We start from the raw sequence: 16,066 nt of genomic DNA, 5'->3' as shown, positions 1-16,066 counted from the left end.
GATGCGCGATCCCGTCACGCGTCCTGCGTCACGCGCACGGCCGTGCCGTAGCAGATGACTTCCGTGACGCCCGACCCGATCTCGGTCGAGTCGTAGCGCATCGCGACGATCGCATTCGCACCGAGCTTGCGCGCATCGGCGAGCATCTTGTCGAACGCCTGTTCGCGCGCCTTCTCGCACAGCGACGTATAAAGCGTGATGTTGCCGCCGAAGATCGTCTGCAGCGACGCGCCGAACGAGCCGACGATCGAGCGCGAGCGCACGACGATACCCTGCGCGACGCCGAGCGAGCGGACGGTCGTATGGCCGGGCAGGTCGAACGCGGTCGTGACGCGATCGGGCGACAGGTCGTCGATGGAGCGGGTGGATTCGGTCATGGTGGGCGAGCGTGTAGCGAGTGGTCGAACGACGATTCTAGCCGGTCGGAGCAAAGGCATGCGAACGGGCGCACCCGCGCGGGTGAACGCCCGTTTCGTTGCCGAACGAGAAAGCCGCTCGACGACGAACGCTCAGCGCTTGATCGTCGCGCCCGCCATGCCGCCGAGATCGACCGCATAGGCCAGCGCCAGCTTGCCGAATTTCAGCGCATGGTTCGCCTGTCGATCCGAGTTTTCCAGCGTGTCGTTCACCGTGTGAATGTACGGGCTGTCGTTCTGGTCGGCCTCGAACGGGAACGATGCCGGATACCCCTGCGCGTTCCACGACGCGTGATCCGAGCACGCATAGCCGCATTGCGACGTGCCGATCGCGAGCTCGGGCAGGTAGGTCGCCGCCAGGTTCTTCACGTAGGTGTTCTGCGCCGCGTTCGTGTAGTCGGTGATCAGGTAGATATCCTTCGGATCGCCCTTGTAGTTCGTCATGTCGAGCTGCAGCACGCCGACCACGTTCGCATTCTGCGTGCGGAACTGCTTCGCGATCGCCTTCGAGCCGAGCAGGCCGGCTTCCTCGGCCGCGTACCCGACGAACTTGATCGTCCGTTTCGGCCGGTAGTTGTTCGCGAGCAGCACGCGCAGCGCCTCGGTCAGGCTGGCGATGCCCGACGCATCGTCGTCGGCGCCGGGCGAGCGCGTGTTCTCCGTCGTGCGGCCGACGGTCGAATCGAGGTGGCCGCCGAGCACGACGGTGCCCGCGGCCGGATCGCTGCCGCGGATCGTCAGGATCACGGATTTCTGCGGAAAACCGGTATGCGCGAACTGTTCGACGGTGATGTCGGCGCGCGAGCCGGCCAGCTGCTTCCACTGCAGCGCGAGCCAGTCGGACGCCGCAACGCCGTGCGACGTCGTGTAGTAGCGGTTCGTGAAGCCGGACAGCGACGTGATCGTGCCGACGATGTTGCTCGCCTGCAGTTGCTGGATCCACGCGCCGATCTGCGGCACGTTCGACACCGTGTACGCGGGGGCGGCGGCCTGTTTCGCGAGCGTCGCCGGCAACGGTTGGAGCGCCTGCCACGCGTCGTCGAACGAATCGTGGACGACGTAGCCGGGCCCGTGGCCGCGCGTGTGGTGGACGGCGTGGGCCAGTTCGCCGAGCCGGGCATCGTCGATCTCGACGACGTGAACGGTTTCGCGGCGCGCGGTGCCGTCGGCCGCCTTGCCGGCATCGACGGTCGTGCTGTACTGCGCGGTTGCGGACGCATCGATGCGTTGAAGCTGGCGGAACGCGGTGTCGCCGAGCGTGATCCAGACGGGCGTCGCGTGCGCGACGGCGGTCAGCAGCATGCCGCCCAGCGCGGCGCTCAGGCGGGTCGGTGTCAGAGTAGGCATGTTCGATCTCGTGAGGATGGCGATGTCGATGAAGGGAGCGCGCCGCAGGTCGTGCGATGTGCTCCCGCCTGCTGCGGTATTACGACTTCTGCGGAACGGTCACGCCGTACGTGCAGCTCTTGTTGTACGCGTTGCCGATCGCGGTGAGCTGCGCGCTGCTGTAGCCGAGCGCGGATGCGGCGGTCAGCACGGCCTGCGCGGCGGCCTTCTGGTTGGTCGAGCTGTTGGTCATCGACAGCCCCTTCAGGAACGCCTTGTCCATCGCCTGCGCGCCGATCGCGTCGCGCGCGACGAGGTTGCACGACGCCCAGTACTGGCCGGCCGTGTGGATCTCCGCGCCGCGCGCCTGCGCATAGGTGCGCCCGACGTTCCAGTTGGTCACGCGGCCGGCCCAGAACTCGTTGTGGCCGTCCCAGTTGTAGACCCAGTGATACTGCGCGTCCGACGGGCTCCACTGGTTGAAGTCGCGGCTGTACGCGGCGGCGAGATAGTCGCCGGTGCCTTCGGACAAGCCTTCCTGTTGCGACAGGCCGCCGTTGGTGACCCAGTCGTGGATGCCGTGGCCGAGCTCGTGGATCACGACGTCCGCGTCTTCCGCGTCGTCGACGCCGCCCTGCCCGAAGGTCAGTCGGCCGCTGCTCGACGAGTACGACGAGTTGTCGTCGCCCGATTCGCCGTGCGGGTCGTACTGCACGCCGCCCGTGTACTGGTACGGCAGCGCCTTGATGCCGAGCGTCTGGTTCACGTAACGCAGGAACGTGTCGATGTGGTAGTACACGTTCACCGCCTCGAAATACAGGTTGCCGCGCGTGAATTCGAACGCGGGCGTGGACTGCGACGGGCAGGCCTTGTCGAGCGGCGCGTCGAAATCGACGCATGCCGCGTACGGGCCCGTCAGCGTGTAGCGCGTGCCCGACTGCGCGACATCCTTCAGCGTCACGCGCACGCGCGCGGCCGTGAGCTGCGTCGAATCGGTGTCGTTGCCGTCCTTGTAGCCCGTGCTGCCGTAGCTGCTCTTCGTCGGCGACAGCGGATCGGGGCGGAACACGAAGCCGGTGCCGTCGGTCGCGTAGAACGCCTTGTCCTCGGCGCGCAGCACTTCGCCGCTGCCCGCGTCGATCAGCAGCTCCCAGTCGCCCTTCGGGCCGTCCTGCGGGCGGCCGCGCACCTTCCATGCCGTATGCGTGCCGGCCTTGTCGACGAACGCGACGAGCTGCGCATCCAGATGCGTGAAGCCGCTCACGCCGAGATACGCGCGGGCGCGCTCGAGCGCCTGCTGCTGGTCGACGGCCTGCGACTTGCGCGTCGTCGCGACCACGCCGTTGATCGTGTTGCTCGCGACGTACAGGATGCGGCCGTCCTTCGCGACGGTCACCGCGATGTCGCTGCCGTACACGGGCAATCCGGCGGCCTGCTGCTGCAGGCGCACGACGGTGAAGTCGGCGTCGTCGCGTTCCGACGTGACGACGAGGCTCGCGAGCGCGGTGGCGTCGAGCCCGAGTTGCGCCGCCTGCGACGCGATGAAGTCGCGCGCGGTGGCGGCGGGCGTCGCGGCGGCCTTCCTGGCGCGATAGGCCGGGTTGTACAGCGTGACGGCGACGCCGTCCGCGCGGAATTGCCCGGTGGCCGTATCGGCCTTCGCGGGCGGCGGCGCGACGCCGCGCGTCAGGCTTTCGCGCAGGCTCGCGGCCTGCGGATTCGACACTTTCGTATCGGCCAGGGTGCCGCCGACGATGCCGAAACCGAGCGCGAGACCCAGGGCGAGCGGCAATGCTTTGCGTGATGTCTGCATACGTGATCCTCATCTCAACGGTTGGACACGCCCGCGCGCTCGTGGCGAGCAGGCACGACACGGCCCGCGCGCCGGTTCGATGGAACCGGTGCGGCGAAGCGGTGCTGGGAGTCTCGACTGACTAAGGAAACCTAACTGTCAGGTCGAAAATAAGCGGGCAGGCGAAGCGGAGGAGAAGCGAACGGCAGGCAGGTGCGGCGACGGCGAATCGAGCATCGTCATGTCATACCCCTCGGATCGATATCGGATATCGGTTGGCAGCCTGCACGACCCGACGCGCGTGGAGATGACGCAAGCGTGTCGTTAGGCTCCCTATCTAACTTTGTTTGGTATGTTACAGAATATTTTCAACGACATTCCAGATTATTTTCGACGACCGCTTCGGTTGGCCGTTCAATCGCCGGCATTGTTGAGCGAACGGCGGGAAACGCTGTCGGAACCCGCAATACCGCGCCGGATTGTAGTCAAAAGCCGCGACGATCAGCGCGTTGCCCGCCGGTCGCTGCGCGGGCTCATCCCGAATCGCGCGCGATAGGTGCGCGAGAAGTGCGACGGCGATTCGAAGCCGCACGCGACGCAGACCGACGTGATGCTCATGTCGGTCTGTTGCAGCAGCTCGCGCGCGCGATCGAGGCGCAGGTTCAGGTAGAAGCGCGTCGGCGTGTCGTTCAGCGTCGCGCTGAACAGCCGTTCGAGCTGGCGCCGCGTGATCGAGACCTCCTGCGCGAGCGCGTCGGAGCCGAGCGGGTTCTCCATGTGCCGCTGCATCGTGCCGATCACCTGGATCAGCTTGCGGTTGTGCACGCCGTAGCGCGCGGCGATCTCGAGCCGCTGGCTGTCCGAGCGCTGCCGGATGCGGCTGACGACGAACTGCTCGGAGATCGCCGCCGCGAGGTCGGCGCCGTGCCGGCGGCCGATCAGGTCGAGCATCATGTCGATCGACGCGGTGCCGCCCGCGCAAGTGATGCGCCGGTCGTCGATCTCGAACAGCTCCTGCGTCGCGTTCAGGCCCGGGTAGCGCTCGCGGAACGCGGCGAGCGCTTCCCAGTGCAGCGTGAGCGATTGCGACGCGTCGAACAGCCCGGCTTCCGCGAGCACGAAGCTGCCCGTATCGATGCCGCCGAGCGTGGCGCCATGCCGGTGCTGGCGGCGCAGCCAGTCGCCGAGCGTACGCGTGTAGCACACGAGCGGATCGAAGCCCGCGACGACGAACACCGTATCGACCCGCGGGACGTCCGCGCACGCGGCTTCGGCGGCGACCGGAATGCCGTTGCTCGCGGCGACCGGCGCGCCGTCCGCGCTGATCACGTGCCAGCGATAGAGCTCGGTGCGAAAGCGGTTCGCGACGCGCAGCGGCTCGACCGCGGACATGAAGCCGAGCGCGGAGAAGCCGGGCAGCAGCAGGAAGTGGAAGTCCTCGGGCATCGGAGCGTGGGTGGAAGCGGGTGGACGTCGCGCACCGCGCGACGCGGCGAGCGGGCCGCGCCCGGCGCGCTCGCCGGACGTTCAAGCCCGATTATCGCGGGTTTTGCCGGCGCTCAGCGCGTTTTCGCACGATGCGCCGTCCGGCGCACGGTCGTCGACGGCAATTCGCCGAACTGGGCCTTGTACGCGTTCGCGAAATGCCCGAGATGCATGAAGCCCCAGCGCGCGGCCGCCTCGCTGATCGGCAGGTCGGATTGCCGCGTGTCGAGCAGCAGGCGCCGGACCTGCGCGAGGCGCAGCGAGCGCGTGTAGTTGAGCGGGCTCGTCTGGACGACCGACTGAAAGCTGTTCTGCATCGTGCGCCGGCTCACGCGCAATTGCGTGCAGAGGCTCAGGATGTCGACCGGCGCTTCCGGGTGCTCGATCACGTAGTCGTGCACGCGGCGCACGATGTCGGCGTGGCAGGCGTGCGTGAGCCGGTTCGACGGCTCGGGCATCCGGTACGTGAGGAGATCGACGAGCACGTTGCCGACGTCGGCGCGCATCGCGCACTGCGCGCGGGCCGAATCGAACGTGTCGGGCGCCGACAGCACGCGTTCGAGCAGCGTCGCGAGCTGCACGCTCGCGCGTTCGTGCGCGGCGACCGGCACCTCGACGACGCCGCGCCGCAGCGCGCGTGCGTCCAGCCGGACGTCGGCGGCATCTTCGATCTGCTGCATCAATTCGGGTTCGATGACCACGCCGATCAGCGACATGTCGTCGGGTGAATGGAGTTCGAACGGTATGCCGCCGCGCGCCATCACGATCGTGCCGCGTTCGAGGCGCGCGTCGCCGAACGCGAAGGTGCCCGAGCCGGTCAGAGGCATGCCGAACACCGTATGGCCGTGCGGCAAACATCCGCGCTGGATGATGCGCACGTTCGCCGCTTCCTGGAAGAGCTGGACGCCATCGAGCACCGCGTATTTGACCGCGCTGCGATACGCACCGGAGCCTATCTGGTCGTAACGCTGATTCCAGCCGCGCAGCGCCTCCGCATGCCGGTCTGCGTCGTCGAACCTCTGATGAAACGCGAGCACGGCACCTCCGGCGATCGTTCGGACCGCGCAAGATTAAACCGACCGGGCGGTCGACGCAATACGGGCCAGCGCTATTTCGTGCGCGTGCTTCAGAGGGGCGCAACGCATGCCGCCGCGAGGCTTTCACGCACATTTCCGATATCCCGAATCGGCACGTACGCGTTGCCGGTCCGGGTGCTGGACGCATTTATTGTCGAACTACAGTCGCCTCACACAACGTGAATTCCCCACTGGAGGCGGCATGAGGACAAGGCGACGAACCGCGGCGCTCGCGGCGACGCTGGCGTTGGCGGCGGCATGGGCCGGCAGCGCGAACGCGACGGAAAAACCCGAAGAGCTGGTCGTGCGGAAGATGCCGCCGTGGCATCCGCACGAGGTCTATGTCGTCGACATCTCGATGCCGTCGATGACCGACGGGCGCATCCACGTGTACGACGCCGATGCAAAGAAGCTGCTCGGCCAGATCGACGGCGGCTTCGCCCCCGGTTTCGCGATCTCGCCGGACCGCAAGACGAGCTTCGTCGCGACGACTTACTTCTCGCGCGGCTCGCACGGCACGCGCACCGACGTCGTCGAGATGATCGACAACACGACGCTCGATCACGCGGGCGAGATCGTGATTCCGGCGAAGCACGCGCAACACGTGCCGTCGCCCTACAACACCGCGTTCAGCGCGGACGGCAAGCGGCTGTACGTCGCGAACATCACGCCGGCCGCGTCCGTGACGGTGATCGACGCCGTCTCGAAGCAGGTGCTGTCGGAGATCGACATGGCCGCGTGCGTGCTCGCCTATCCGTCGGGTAACGACCGCTTCACCGCGCTGTGCGAAAGCGGCAAGGCGCTGACCGTCACGCTCGACGCGAACGGGAAGGAGGCGAAGCGCACGATGTCGGACGCGTTCATCGACGTCGACAGGGATCCAGCGTTCGTGAACGCGTCGCGGTACGACGGCGGCTATCTGTTCACCACCTACGGCGGCAACGTGCGCAGCGCCGATTTCAGCGGCGACAAGCCGGCGTTCGGCAAGCCGTGGCCGCTGCTGACGGACGCCGAGCGCGCCGAGGGCTGGCGCCCGGGCGGCCTGCAGCAGACGGCCGTGCACGCGAAGCAGCACCGCTACTACGTGCTGATGCACAAGGGCGCCGACGGTTCGCACAAGGATCCCGGCACGCAGGTGTGGGTATACGACCTGAAGACGAAACAGCGCGTCGCGCGCTGGGATCTCGCGCAGATGAAGGTCGAGCCGCTCGTGTCGATTCAGGTCAGCGAAGACGACAAGCCGCTCTTCTACGGGCTGACGGCGACCTCCGACCTCGTCGTGATGGACGCGCGCACCGGCGCGCTGCGGCACGTCGAGAAGCAGGTCGGCAATACGTCGTCGCTGCTCGTCAACCCGTGAGGCCGCGATGACACTCGATCCCGTACTCGCCACCAGCGCGCAGGCCGGCGCGGCCGCCGTCGTGCTGCTCGGCGCCTTCGCGAAGATGCGCCGGCCCGCCGCGTTCCGCCAGGCGCTTGCCGGCTACCGGCTGCTGCCCGATGCGCTGACCGGGCCCGTCGCATTCGCGATTCCGCTCGCGGAAGTGGTCGCCGCGGTGGCGCTGCTGTTTCCCGACACACGCGCGGCCGGCGCGAGCGGCCTGATCGCGCTGCTCGCGGCGTTTGCCGCCGGGCTCGCGATCAATCTGCTGCGCGGCCGCACCGACATCGACTGCGGCTGTTCCGGCTTCACGGCCGCGCGTGCGGACGCACCGCGCGGCATCGGCTGGCTGCATGTCGGCCGCGTGCTGCTGCTCGTCGCGCTGGCGGCGACCGCCTTCGTCGAGCCGGGCGTGCGCGCCATCGTGTGGCTCGACTACCTGACGCTGTTCTTCTCTGTGCTGCTGATCGTCTGCGCGCTGCTCACCGTCGACGTGCTGCTCGCCAACGTCCCGCGCCTTTCTCATCTGAGGAATTCATGATGCAAACCGCTCTCACCGTTTCCACCGCCCTGTTGTGGGTGGCCGTCCTCGCGCTCGGCGCGATCTGCCTCGCGCTGGTGCGCCAGATCGGCATCCTGTACGAACGCATCATGCCGGCCGGCGCGCTGATGATCGACAAGGGGCCGGCGGTCGGCGCGATCGCGCCGACGTTCGAACTGACCGACATTCGCGGGTCGCATGTGAAGGTCGGCGGCATCGATGCAGCGGGCAAGGCCACGCTGCTGTTCTTCCTGTCGCCGACGTGCCCGGTCTGCAAGAAGCTGCTGCCGCTGCTGCCGTCGCTGCAGGCCAGCGAGGCGACGCCGGTGAACATCGTGCTCGCGAGCGACGGCGATGCCGACGAACACACGCGCTTCGCGCGAAAGCACGACCTCGGGCGCTTCCCGTACGTGCTGTCGCGGGAGCTCGGCCTCGCTTATCAGATCGGCAAGCTGCCGTATGCGGTCCTGCTCGACGAAACGGGCACCGTGCGCGCGAAGGGGCTCGTCAACACGCGCGAGCATCTCGAGAGCCTGTTCGAGGCGAAGGAGCGCGGCGTCGCGTCGTTGCAGCAGTTCGTGCACGGCGATCACGGCCACGATGCCCACGACGCGCACGCGCGGCACGCATGACCGGCCGAACCTTTTTCAACGTCATTGGAGAACGACGACATGGGCGTGTTTGATTCATGGTTCGAGCGGTCGGCGCGCGGCGTCGCGCAGCACAGCTCGCGGCGCGGCGCGATGGCGAAGCTCGGCAAGGTGCTGGTGGGGTCGGCGCTGTTGCCGCTGCTGCCCGTCGACCGTACCGCGTATGCGGCCGAGGCGGTGTCGGGGGCGTCAGGCGCATCCGGTGCCGCCGCGGCGGGCGCGAGCGACGACCCGACGAGCTGCGACTACTGGAAATACTGCGCGATCGACGGCTGGCTCTGCAGCTGCTGCGGCGGCACGTCGAGCAGTTGTCCGCCGGGCACGACGCCTTCTCCGATCACGTGGATCGGCACCTGCCGCAATCCGCACGATGGTTCGGACTACATCGTGTCGTACAACGACTGCTGCGGCAAGACCTCGTGCGGCAAATGCTTCTGCAACCGCAACGAGCGCGAGAAGCCGCTGTACAAGCTGTCGCTGAACAACGACATCAACTGGTGCATGGCGAACGGTAATTCGAATTACCACTGTTCGGTTTCGGTTCTGCTGGGAGCGGCAAAACAATGAAAGTGAAGCAGGCAGGAAACATCGTCGTGGCGTGCATGGCGGCCGTGGCGGCCTTCGCGTGGCCCGCCGCGGCGGGCGCACAGGCAACCGTCCATTACCCGGCCGGGAAAAGCCTGTTCGACGCACAGTGCGTGGTGTGTCACCAGGCGGGCGGGAAAGGGCAGGACGGCCTCGCGCCGCCGCTGACCGAGTATCCGGGCAAGTATGCGGCGGCGGAAGCGGGGCGAGCGCAACTGATCGCGACGCTGCTGCACGGGATGTTTGGCGAGATCGACGTGCATGGCAAGCGCTACAACTTCAAGATGCCGTCGTTCGCGAGCGCGAGCGACGACGACATCGCGCACGTGCTCAACTACGTCGTGTTCGACCTCAACGCGCAGCACGGCGACGAGAAACCGTTCACGGCCGCCGATATCCGCGCGGCGCGCGCGAAGCCGATGGACGGCGCGGCCGTGCATGCGCAGCGCGCGGCGGTGATCAAGGGGCTCGGCCTGTGAACGGCATTCGCGCGTCCATGCAGGGCACGCGGTGCGCGCCGTCGTCGCGGTCCTGCGGCGTGGTGCATCGCCTGTCGTGCAGGCTGCTGGTGTCGGGCGCCGCGGCCTGCGCGTTCGTCGCGTCCGCGCCCGCACGGGCCGACGGCGCGGCCGATGCCGCGCTCGCGCGGCAGCACTGGGTGCTCAACTGCATGGGTTGCCACACGGCCACGGGTGGCGGCATTCCCGGCAAGGTGCCGCCGCTCGCGAATTCGCTCGGCTATTTCACGCACCTGCCGGCCGGGCGCGAGTACGTGATGCGCGTGCCCGGCGCGTCGAACTCGGCGCTGTCGGATCGGGAGCTGGCCGACGTGCTCAACTGGGTGCTGACGACGATGAACCGCGATGCGCTGCCGCGCGACTTCAAGCCGTATACGGCCGCCGAAGTCGCCGCGCACCGCCGTCCCGCATTGTCCGACGTCGCGACCGTGCGCGCCGGCCTCGTCCGCGCGTTGCAGGCGCGCGGGATCGACGGCGTCACGGATCGCTATTGACCGACTCATTCAACGAATCAAGGAAACGTGAACATGGAGACGAACGAAACCTTTGCACTGCTTGACGCAACGCGCGCGTTTCTCGCGAAGCCGAAGAAGATGCTGATCGGCGCCGAATGGTGCGATGCCGCGTCGGGTCGCGAACTCGATGTGGTGAACCCGGCCGACGGCGCCGTGATCGCACGGGTGCCCGAAGCCGACGAGCGCGACGTGCAGCAGGCGGTCGATGCCGCGCGCCGCGCCTTCGATGCGGGCCCGTGGCGCAGCGCGAAGACCACCGACCGCGAGCGCCTGATGCTCGTGCTCGCCGACCTGATCGAAACCCACGCGCGCGAGCTTGCCGAGATCGAATCGCTCGACAACGGCAAGCCGGTGATGGTCGCGCAGGGGCTCGACGTCGCGATGGCCGCGCAGTGCTTCCGCTACATGGCCGGCTGGGCGACGAAGATCGAAGGCAGCGTGATCGATGCCGGCATGCCGTACCTGCCGGACAGCGAGATCTTCGCCTATACGCGCAAGGAGCCCGTCGGCGTGGTCGGCGCGATCATTCCGTGGAATTTCCCGCTGCTGATGGCCGCATGGAAAATCGCGCCGTCGCTGGCGACCGGCTGCACCGTCGTGCTGAAGCCCGCCGAGGACACGCCGCTGAGCGCATTGCGGCTGGGCGAGCTGATCCAGGCGGCCGGGTTCCCGGACGGCGTCGTCAATATCGTCACCGGCTACGGTCACACGGCCGGCGCGGCGCTGTCGCGCGATCCGCGCATCGACAAGATCGCGTTCACCGGATCGACGCAGACGGGCAAGACGATCGGCCACGCGGCGCTCGACAACATGACGCGGATGTCGCTGGAACTCGGCGGCAAGTCGCCGGTGATCGTGCTGCCCGACGTCGATCTCGACAAGGCCGCGCGGGGCGTCGCGAACGCGATCTTCTTCAATCAGGGGCAGGTGTGCACGGCCGGGTCGCGCGCGTACATCCACTCGAAGGTGTTCGACGGCGTGATCGAGCGCGTCGCGAAGATCGCCGCGAGCCTGAAGATCGGCCCGGGGATGGACCCGGCCACGCAGGTCGGCCCGCTCGTGTCGGCGAAGCAGCGCGAGCGCGTATGCGGTTACATCGACTCGGGGTTTGGCGACGGTGCGCGCGCGGCGGCGGGCGGCCGCGCGATCGACGGCCCCGGCTTCTTCGTCGAACCGACGGTGCTGGTCGATACGACGCATGCGATGCGCGTGGTGCGCGAGGAGATTTTCGGGCCGGTGCTCGTCGCGATGCCGTTCGACGACGCCGACACGGCCGTACGGCTCGCGAACGACACCCCGTATGGCCTCGGCGCGAGCATCTGGTCGAACGATCTTGCGGCGATCCACAAGCTGATTCCGCGTATTGCGGCCGGCACCGTGTGGGTCAACTGCCACTCGCTGCTCGACAACGCGTTGCCGTTCGGCGGGATGAAGCAGTCGGGCTTCGGCCGCGAACTCGGCCGCGCGGTGATCGATCAGTACACGGAAAGCAAGTCGGTGATGATGAACTACGCGTGAGCGTCGCGGCGAATGCGTGCGTTTCCGGCGTATCGGGAACGCAAGCGCGGCCGTCACGCGCGGATCAGCCCCCCGCCGACAATGACGCACGCCGCGCCGGCGACGCGGATCGCGCTCGCCGAATGCCGCGCGATGCCAGGTATGCCGATCAGACGTTGTATCCCGCGTCGCGCATCAACTGGCGTGCCGCATCGCCGCGCGGGGCCTCCTCATCGAATCGCGCGCGAAGCTTCGCATCCGCGCCGTGCATCACGCCGCGGTACATGGGCGCGATGAGGGCGACAAGGGCGACGACGAAGAAAGCGGCAAGCATCATGGTGTTCCTTGGCGGAAAGATCGAAGACTGACGTCGCGACGGGCGGCCGTGTCCGTCTGCATTCGTTCCAGCGACGCGCGACGTCCGGGCCCGGTGCGGCACGGCGACGGGGCGCGCCGCGCGCGAACGCCCGGCGACTGCCAGCATAGGGCCGGCCCACGGCATCCGGCAACGCGTCGGAAATCCGTCAGCAACACCGTGACGGAATCGAAAGGTGCGCGCCGCATCCGGGCAATCCGGCGGATCTCCATAAAAACCCCAAACCCCCGTCCGTCAAGCCTCGGACGAAACCTAGTGGTTTCCACTCATAGTCGCAAACAGGCAAGAACAGGTCGCCGCCGGTCTTCTCGCGGCGAATATGGCTCGTTACTTTTACTCCCACGATGCAGGCCGGCGCACACTTCGCGCACCGGCTGCCGCGAGACCAACCGGGAGGAATCGAACCATGAAGTCGACGAAGATCGCCGCGCTTGCCGCGGCCGTGCTGGCGACGGGCGCGTTCACGCAGGCCGCGCTGGCCGAGACGGAGGCCGCGACCTGCCGCACCGTGCGTTTCGCGGATATCGGCTGGACCGACATCACGTCGACCACCGCGCTCGCGTCGACCGTGTTCGAGGCGCTCGGCTACAAGCCGACCACGACGATCGCATCGGTGCCGATCTCGTTCGCCGGCCTCAAGAGCAAGCAGCTCGACGTGTCGCTCGGCTATTGGTGGCCCGTGCAGCAGAAGCAGTTGCAACCGTTCCTCGACAGCAAATCGATCAACGTCGTCGAGCCGCCGAACCTGTCCGGCGCGAAGGCGACGCTCGCGGTGCCGAGCTACGCATACCAGGCCGGCCTGAAGACCTTCGACGACATCGCGAAACACCGCGCGGAACTCGACGGCAAGATCTACGGGATCGAGCCGGGCAGCAGCGCGAACGCGACGATCCAGAAGATGATCGACACGAACCAGTACGGGCTCGGCGGCTTCAAGCTCGTCGAATCGAGCGAGGCCGGGATGCTCGTGACGGTCGAGCGCGCGATTCGCGAGAAGAAGTGGGTCGTGTTCCTCGGCTGGGAGCCGCACCCGATGAACATCCAGCTCAGCATGAATTACCTGTCGGGCGGCGACGCGGCGTTCGGGCCGAACTACGGCGAGGCGCGCGTGTACACGCTCACCGCGCCCGACTTCATCGCGCGCTGCCCGAACGCGGGCAAGCTCGTGACGAACCTGCGCTTCTCGACGCAGCTCGAGAACCAGCTGATGCAGTCGGTGATGAACAAGACCAAGCCGGCCGAGGCCGCGAAGGCGTACCTGAAGAAAAACCCGCAGGTGCTCGATCCGTGGCTCGCGGGCGTCAAGACGTTCGACGGCAAGGACGGCCTGCCAGCCGTGAAGGCGTATCTCGGTCTGTGATGGCCGGCGCCCGCGCGCTACCCGCAATGCGACACAACCCGAATCAAGCGAGGCATCCAGCATGAATCACGAAGTCATCATCACCTGCGCCGTCACCGGCGCTGGCGATACGGTCGGCAAGCATCCGGCGATTCCCGTCACGCCGAAGGAGATCGCGGCCGCCGCGATCGAAGCCGCGAAGGCCGGCGCGACGGTCGCCCACTGCCACGTGCGCGATCCGCTAACGGGGCGCGGCAGCCGCGACCCGAACCTGTATCGCGAGGTGGTCGACCGCATCCGCTCGGCCGACGTCGACGTGATCATCAACTTGACGGCCGGCATGGGCGGCGATCTCGAGATCGGCCCCGGCGAGGACCCGATGCGCTTCGGCAAGGGCACCGATCTCGTCGGCGGCCTCACGCGTCTCGCGCACGTCGAGGAACTGTTGCCCGAGATCTGCACGCTCGACTGCGGCACGCTGAATTTCGGCGACGGCGATTACATCTACGTGTCGACGCCCGCGCAGTTGCGCGCCGGCGCGAAGCGCATCCAGGAACTCGGCGTGAAGCCTGAGCTGGAAATCTTCGATACGGGCCATCTGTGGTTCGCGAAGCAGTTGCTGAAGGAAGGGCTGCTCGACGATCCGCCGCTGTTCCAGCTGTGCCTCGGCATCCCGTGGGGCGCGCCGGCCGACACCGGCACGATGAAGGCGATGGTCGACAACCTGCCGCCGGGTGCGCACTGGGCCGGCTTCGGAATCGGCCGCATGCAGATGCCGATGGTCGCGCAGGCGATGCTGCTCGGCGGTCACGTACGCGTGGGACTCGAAGACAACATCTGGCTCGACCGCGGCGTGCATGCGACCAACGGCACGCTCGTCGAGCGCGCGCGCGAAATCATCGAACGGCTCGGCGGGCGCGTGCTGACGCCGGCCGAAGGCCGCCGCAAGCTCGGCTTGCCGGCGCGCGGCGAGCGTCCGCTCGAACGCCGCGCGATCGCCGAATTCGCGTGAGTTTTTTCACCCACTGACCGGCATGACACGGCGGCGTGCGTCCACGCGCGGCCGCCATCGATTTCCCCTGATTCGAAGGATGCGTTGACATGGCTGTGAAGACCGACATCAAGACGTTCGCCGCGATCGGCACCGGCGTCATCGGCAGCGGATGGATTTGCCGTGCGCTCGCGCACGGTCTCGACGTGGTCGTGTGGGACCCGGCGCCCGGCGCCGAAGCACGGCTGCGCGCGAACGTCGCGAACGCGTGGCCCGCGCTGGAGCGCGTCGGCCTCGCGCCGGGCGCCGATCCGGCGCGGCTGCGGTTCGTGTCGACGATCGAAGCGTGCGTCGCCGATGCCGATTTCATCCAGGAAAGCGCGCCCGAGCGCGAGGCGCTGAAGCTCGAACTGCACGAGCAGATCAGCCGCGCGGCGAAGCCGGACGCGATCATCGCGTCGTCGACGTCGGGGCTGCTGCCGACCGACTTCTACGCGCGTGCGACGCATCCGGAGCGCTGCGTGGTCGGCCACCCGTTCAATCCGGTCTACCTGCTGCCGCTCGTCGAGGTGCTCGGCGGCGCGCGCACGTCGCCGGAAGCGGTCGAAGCCGCGATGGAGATCTACCGCAGGCTCGGCATGCGGCCGCTGCACGTGCGCAAGGAAGTGCCGGGCTTCATCGCGGATCGTTTGCTCGAAGCGTTGTGGCGCGAGGCGCTGCATCTCGTCAACGAAGGCGTCGCGACGACCGGCGAGATCGACGACGCAATCCGTTTCGGCGCGGGTATCCGCTGGTCGTTCATGGGCACGTTCCTGACCTATACGCTCGCCGGCGGCGACGCGGGCATGCGACACTTCATGCAGCAGTTCGGCCCCGCGCTCGAACTGCCATGGACGAAGCTGGTCGCGCCGAAGCTCACCGACGCGCTGATCGACAGCGTCGTCGAAGGCACGACCGAACAGCAGGGCGCGCGCAGCATCAAGGAACTCGAACGCTATCGCGACGAGTGCATCACCGAGGTGCTGAAGGCGATCGCCGCGGTGAAGGCGCGGCACGGGATGCGATTCGAGGAATAAAGGACAGGCGATGACGGGCGATACCCCGCTGACGATTTACCGCGACGTGGTGCGGCCCGATTGGGTCGACTACAACGGCCACCTGCGCGATGCGTTCTACCTGCTGATCTTCAGCTTCGCGACCGATGCGTTGCTGGATCGCATCGGCCTCGACGACGCCGCGCGTCGCACGCGGGGTCGCTCGGTCTACACGCTCGAAGCGCACGTGAACTACCTGCACGAGATCAAGGAAGGCACGCCGGTGCGCGTCGATGCGCGCGTGCTCGCGCACGACGCGAAGCGGCTGCACCTGTATCTCGAACTGTTCGCGCAAGGGCATGACGACGCGGTATCGGCGAGCGAGCAGATGCTGCTGCACGTCGATACGCGCGACGGCGCGAAATCGGCGCCGTTCGACGACGACGTGGCCGCGCGCGTGGCGGAACTGCATGCGTTGCAGCGCGATTGCGCGGCGCCCGCGTATGCGGGCCGCGTGATCGCGCTGCCGCCGCGGCGCTAGCGG

Annotated in this window: 17 protein-coding genes; 11 read left to right on the top strand and 6 right to left on the bottom strand. The window is 67.6% G+C overall.

Features of this window, described 5'->3' with window-relative positions:
- Positions 1-14: 14 nt before the first annotated feature.
- From LGM42_RS18035 to LGM42_RS18015, 5 genes are all read right to left on the bottom strand, one after another.
- A complete protein-coding gene (locus LGM42_RS18035; RefSeq protein ID WP_059584382.1) occupies positions 15-377 on the bottom strand; it encodes a YbjQ family protein in 363 nt (120 codons plus the stop codon).
- Positions 378-509: 132 nt separating this feature from the next.
- Positions 510-1,763: a M20/M25/M40 family metallo-hydrolase gene (locus LGM42_RS18030; RefSeq protein WP_226232800.1), complete on the bottom strand. Its 1,254-nt coding sequence runs from the start codon at positions 1,761-1,763 to the stop codon at positions 510-512.
- 79 nt (positions 1,764-1,842) lie between these two features.
- The gene (locus LGM42_RS18025; protein WP_226232799.1) at positions 1,843-3,555 is read right to left on the bottom strand and encodes a M36 family metallopeptidase; all 1,713 of its coding nucleotides are present in this window, start codon (positions 3,553-3,555) and stop codon (positions 1,843-1,845) included.
- Positions 3,556-4,035: 480 nt separating this feature from the next.
- The gene (locus LGM42_RS18020; RefSeq protein ID WP_060314258.1) at positions 4,036-4,980 is read right to left on the bottom strand and encodes a GlxA family transcriptional regulator; all 945 of its coding nucleotides are present in this window, start codon (positions 4,978-4,980) and stop codon (positions 4,036-4,038) included.
- 113 nt (positions 4,981-5,093) lie between these two features.
- Positions 5,094-6,056 (bottom strand): helix-turn-helix domain-containing protein, encoded by a 963-nt coding sequence (locus tag LGM42_RS18015; RefSeq protein ID WP_226232798.1) that lies wholly within the window; start codon positions 6,054-6,056, stop codon positions 5,094-5,096.
- A gap of 241 nt (positions 6,057-6,297) precedes the next feature.
- On the opposite strand from LGM42_RS18015, the gene LGM42_RS18010 reads away from it, so the two are divergent.
- From LGM42_RS18010 to LGM42_RS17980, 7 genes are read left to right on the top strand one after another with little or no spacing between them, the layout of a single operon-like run.
- Entirely contained in the window at positions 6,298-7,455 is a 1,158-nt protein-coding gene (locus LGM42_RS18010; protein ID WP_226232797.1) for an amine dehydrogenase large subunit, read from the top strand.
- 7 nt (positions 7,456-7,462) lie between these two features.
- On the top strand, positions 7,463-8,017 hold the full coding sequence (locus LGM42_RS18005; protein WP_226232796.1) for a MauE/DoxX family redox-associated membrane protein: 555 nt from the start codon (positions 7,463-7,465) through the stop codon (positions 8,015-8,017).
- A complete protein-coding gene (gene mauD / locus LGM42_RS18000) occupies positions 8,014-8,649 on the top strand; it encodes a methylamine dehydrogenase accessory protein MauD (RefSeq protein ID WP_060314272.1) in 636 nt (211 codons plus the stop codon). The genes LGM42_RS18005 and mauD overlap by 4 nt, the downstream gene beginning before the upstream one ends.
- A gap of 39 nt (positions 8,650-8,688) precedes the next feature.
- Positions 8,689-9,234, top strand: a complete 546-nt coding sequence (locus tag LGM42_RS17995; RefSeq protein ID WP_059643247.1) for a methylamine dehydrogenase light chain — start codon at positions 8,689-8,691, stop codon at positions 9,232-9,234.
- Positions 9,231-9,731, top strand: coding sequence for a c-type cytochrome (locus LGM42_RS17990; RefSeq protein WP_060314275.1), 501 nt, complete (start codon positions 9,231-9,233; stop codon positions 9,729-9,731). Before LGM42_RS17995 ends, LGM42_RS17990 begins: the two co-directional genes overlap by 4 nt.
- Positions 9,732-9,748: 17 nt before the next feature.
- On the top strand, positions 9,749-10,264 hold the full coding sequence (locus LGM42_RS17985) for a c-type cytochrome (protein ID WP_226232827.1): 516 nt from the start codon (positions 9,749-9,751) through the stop codon (positions 10,262-10,264).
- Positions 10,265-10,297: 33 nt separating this feature from the next.
- Positions 10,298-11,803 carry an aldehyde dehydrogenase family protein gene (locus LGM42_RS17980; protein ID WP_226232795.1) on the top strand — a complete coding sequence of 502 codons (1,506 nt, stop codon included), beginning with the start codon at positions 10,298-10,300 and terminating at the stop codon, positions 11,801-11,803.
- Between the two features lie 148 nt (positions 11,804-11,951).
- Here LGM42_RS17980 and LGM42_RS17975 read toward each other — a convergent pair whose 3' ends face one another.
- Positions 11,952-12,119, bottom strand: a complete 168-nt coding sequence (locus tag LGM42_RS17975) for a hypothetical protein (protein WP_155634553.1) — start codon at positions 12,117-12,119, stop codon at positions 11,952-11,954.
- 445 nt (positions 12,120-12,564) lie between these two features.
- Between LGM42_RS17975 and LGM42_RS17970 the strand changes: the two genes are divergently transcribed.
- The 4 genes from LGM42_RS17970 to LGM42_RS17955 all read left to right on the top strand — a co-directional run bounded on the left by LGM42_RS17970 (position 12,565) and on the right by LGM42_RS17955 (position 16,063).
- Entirely contained in the window at positions 12,565-13,518 is a 954-nt protein-coding gene (locus LGM42_RS17970; protein ID WP_059584400.1) for a choline ABC transporter substrate-binding protein, read from the top strand.
- A gap of 61 nt (positions 13,519-13,579) precedes the next feature.
- The gene (locus LGM42_RS17965; protein WP_059584402.1) at positions 13,580-14,509 is read left to right on the top strand and encodes a 3-keto-5-aminohexanoate cleavage protein; all 930 of its coding nucleotides are present in this window, start codon (positions 13,580-13,582) and stop codon (positions 14,507-14,509) included.
- Positions 14,510-14,598: 89 nt separating this feature from the next.
- The gene (locus tag LGM42_RS17960) at positions 14,599-15,564 is read left to right on the top strand and encodes an L-carnitine dehydrogenase (RefSeq protein ID WP_226232794.1); all 966 of its coding nucleotides are present in this window, start codon (positions 14,599-14,601) and stop codon (positions 15,562-15,564) included.
- A gap of 10 nt (positions 15,565-15,574) precedes the next feature.
- Complete coding sequence (locus tag LGM42_RS17955) at positions 15,575-16,063, top strand: thioesterase family protein (protein ID WP_226232793.1); 489 nt, start codon at positions 15,575-15,577, stop codon at positions 16,061-16,063.
- Positions 16,064-16,066: the final 3 nt, after the last annotated feature.

This window comes from Burkholderia sp. AU39826 (assembly GCF_020419965.1).
GTDB classification, from domain to species: domain Bacteria; phylum Pseudomonadota; class Gammaproteobacteria; order Burkholderiales; family Burkholderiaceae; genus Burkholderia; species Burkholderia semiarida.
This window is presented reverse-complemented; position numbering and strand designations above follow the sequence as displayed.

Coding starts and splice junctions, on each gene's coding strand:
- LGM42_RS17960 (WP_226232794.1), top strand. CDS start 14,599: ATGGCTGTGAAGACCGACATCAAGACGTTCGCCGCGATCGGCACCGGC.
- LGM42_RS17955 (WP_226232793.1), top strand. CDS start 15,575: ATGACGGGCGATACCCCGCTGACGATTTACCGCGACGTGGTGCGGCCC.
- LGM42_RS18035 (WP_059584382.1), bottom strand. CDS start 377: ATGACCGAATCCACCCGCTCCATCGACGACCTGTCGCCCGATCGCGTC.
- LGM42_RS17995 (WP_059643247.1), top strand. CDS start 8,689: ATGGGCGTGTTTGATTCATGGTTCGAGCGGTCGGCGCGCGGCGTCGCG.
- LGM42_RS17990 (WP_060314275.1), top strand. CDS start 9,231: ATGAAAGTGAAGCAGGCAGGAAACATCGTCGTGGCGTGCATGGCGGCC.
- LGM42_RS17975 (WP_155634553.1), bottom strand. CDS start 12,119: ATGATGCTTGCCGCTTTCTTCGTCGTCGCCCTTGTCGCCCTCATCGCG.
- LGM42_RS17980 (WP_226232795.1), top strand. CDS start 10,298: ATGGAGACGAACGAAACCTTTGCACTGCTTGACGCAACGCGCGCGTTT.
- LGM42_RS18020 (WP_060314258.1), bottom strand. CDS start 4,980: ATGCCCGAGGACTTCCACTTCCTGCTGCTGCCCGGCTTCTCCGCGCTC.
- LGM42_RS18030 (WP_226232800.1), bottom strand. CDS start 1,763: ATGCCTACTCTGACACCGACCCGCCTGAGCGCCGCGCTGGGCGGCATG.
- LGM42_RS17985 (WP_226232827.1), top strand. CDS start 9,749: ATGCAGGGCACGCGGTGCGCGCCGTCGTCGCGGTCCTGCGGCGTGGTG.
- LGM42_RS18025 (WP_226232799.1), bottom strand. CDS start 3,555: ATGCAGACATCACGCAAAGCATTGCCGCTCGCCCTGGGTCTCGCGCTC.
- LGM42_RS18005 (WP_226232796.1), top strand. CDS start 7,463: ATGACACTCGATCCCGTACTCGCCACCAGCGCGCAGGCCGGCGCGGCC.
- mauD (WP_060314272.1), top strand. CDS start 8,014: ATGATGCAAACCGCTCTCACCGTTTCCACCGCCCTGTTGTGGGTGGCC.
- LGM42_RS17965 (WP_059584402.1), top strand. CDS start 13,580: ATGAATCACGAAGTCATCATCACCTGCGCCGTCACCGGCGCTGGCGAT.
- LGM42_RS17970 (WP_059584400.1), top strand. CDS start 12,565: ATGAAGTCGACGAAGATCGCCGCGCTTGCCGCGGCCGTGCTGGCGACG.
- LGM42_RS18010 (WP_226232797.1), top strand. CDS start 6,298: ATGAGGACAAGGCGACGAACCGCGGCGCTCGCGGCGACGCTGGCGTTG.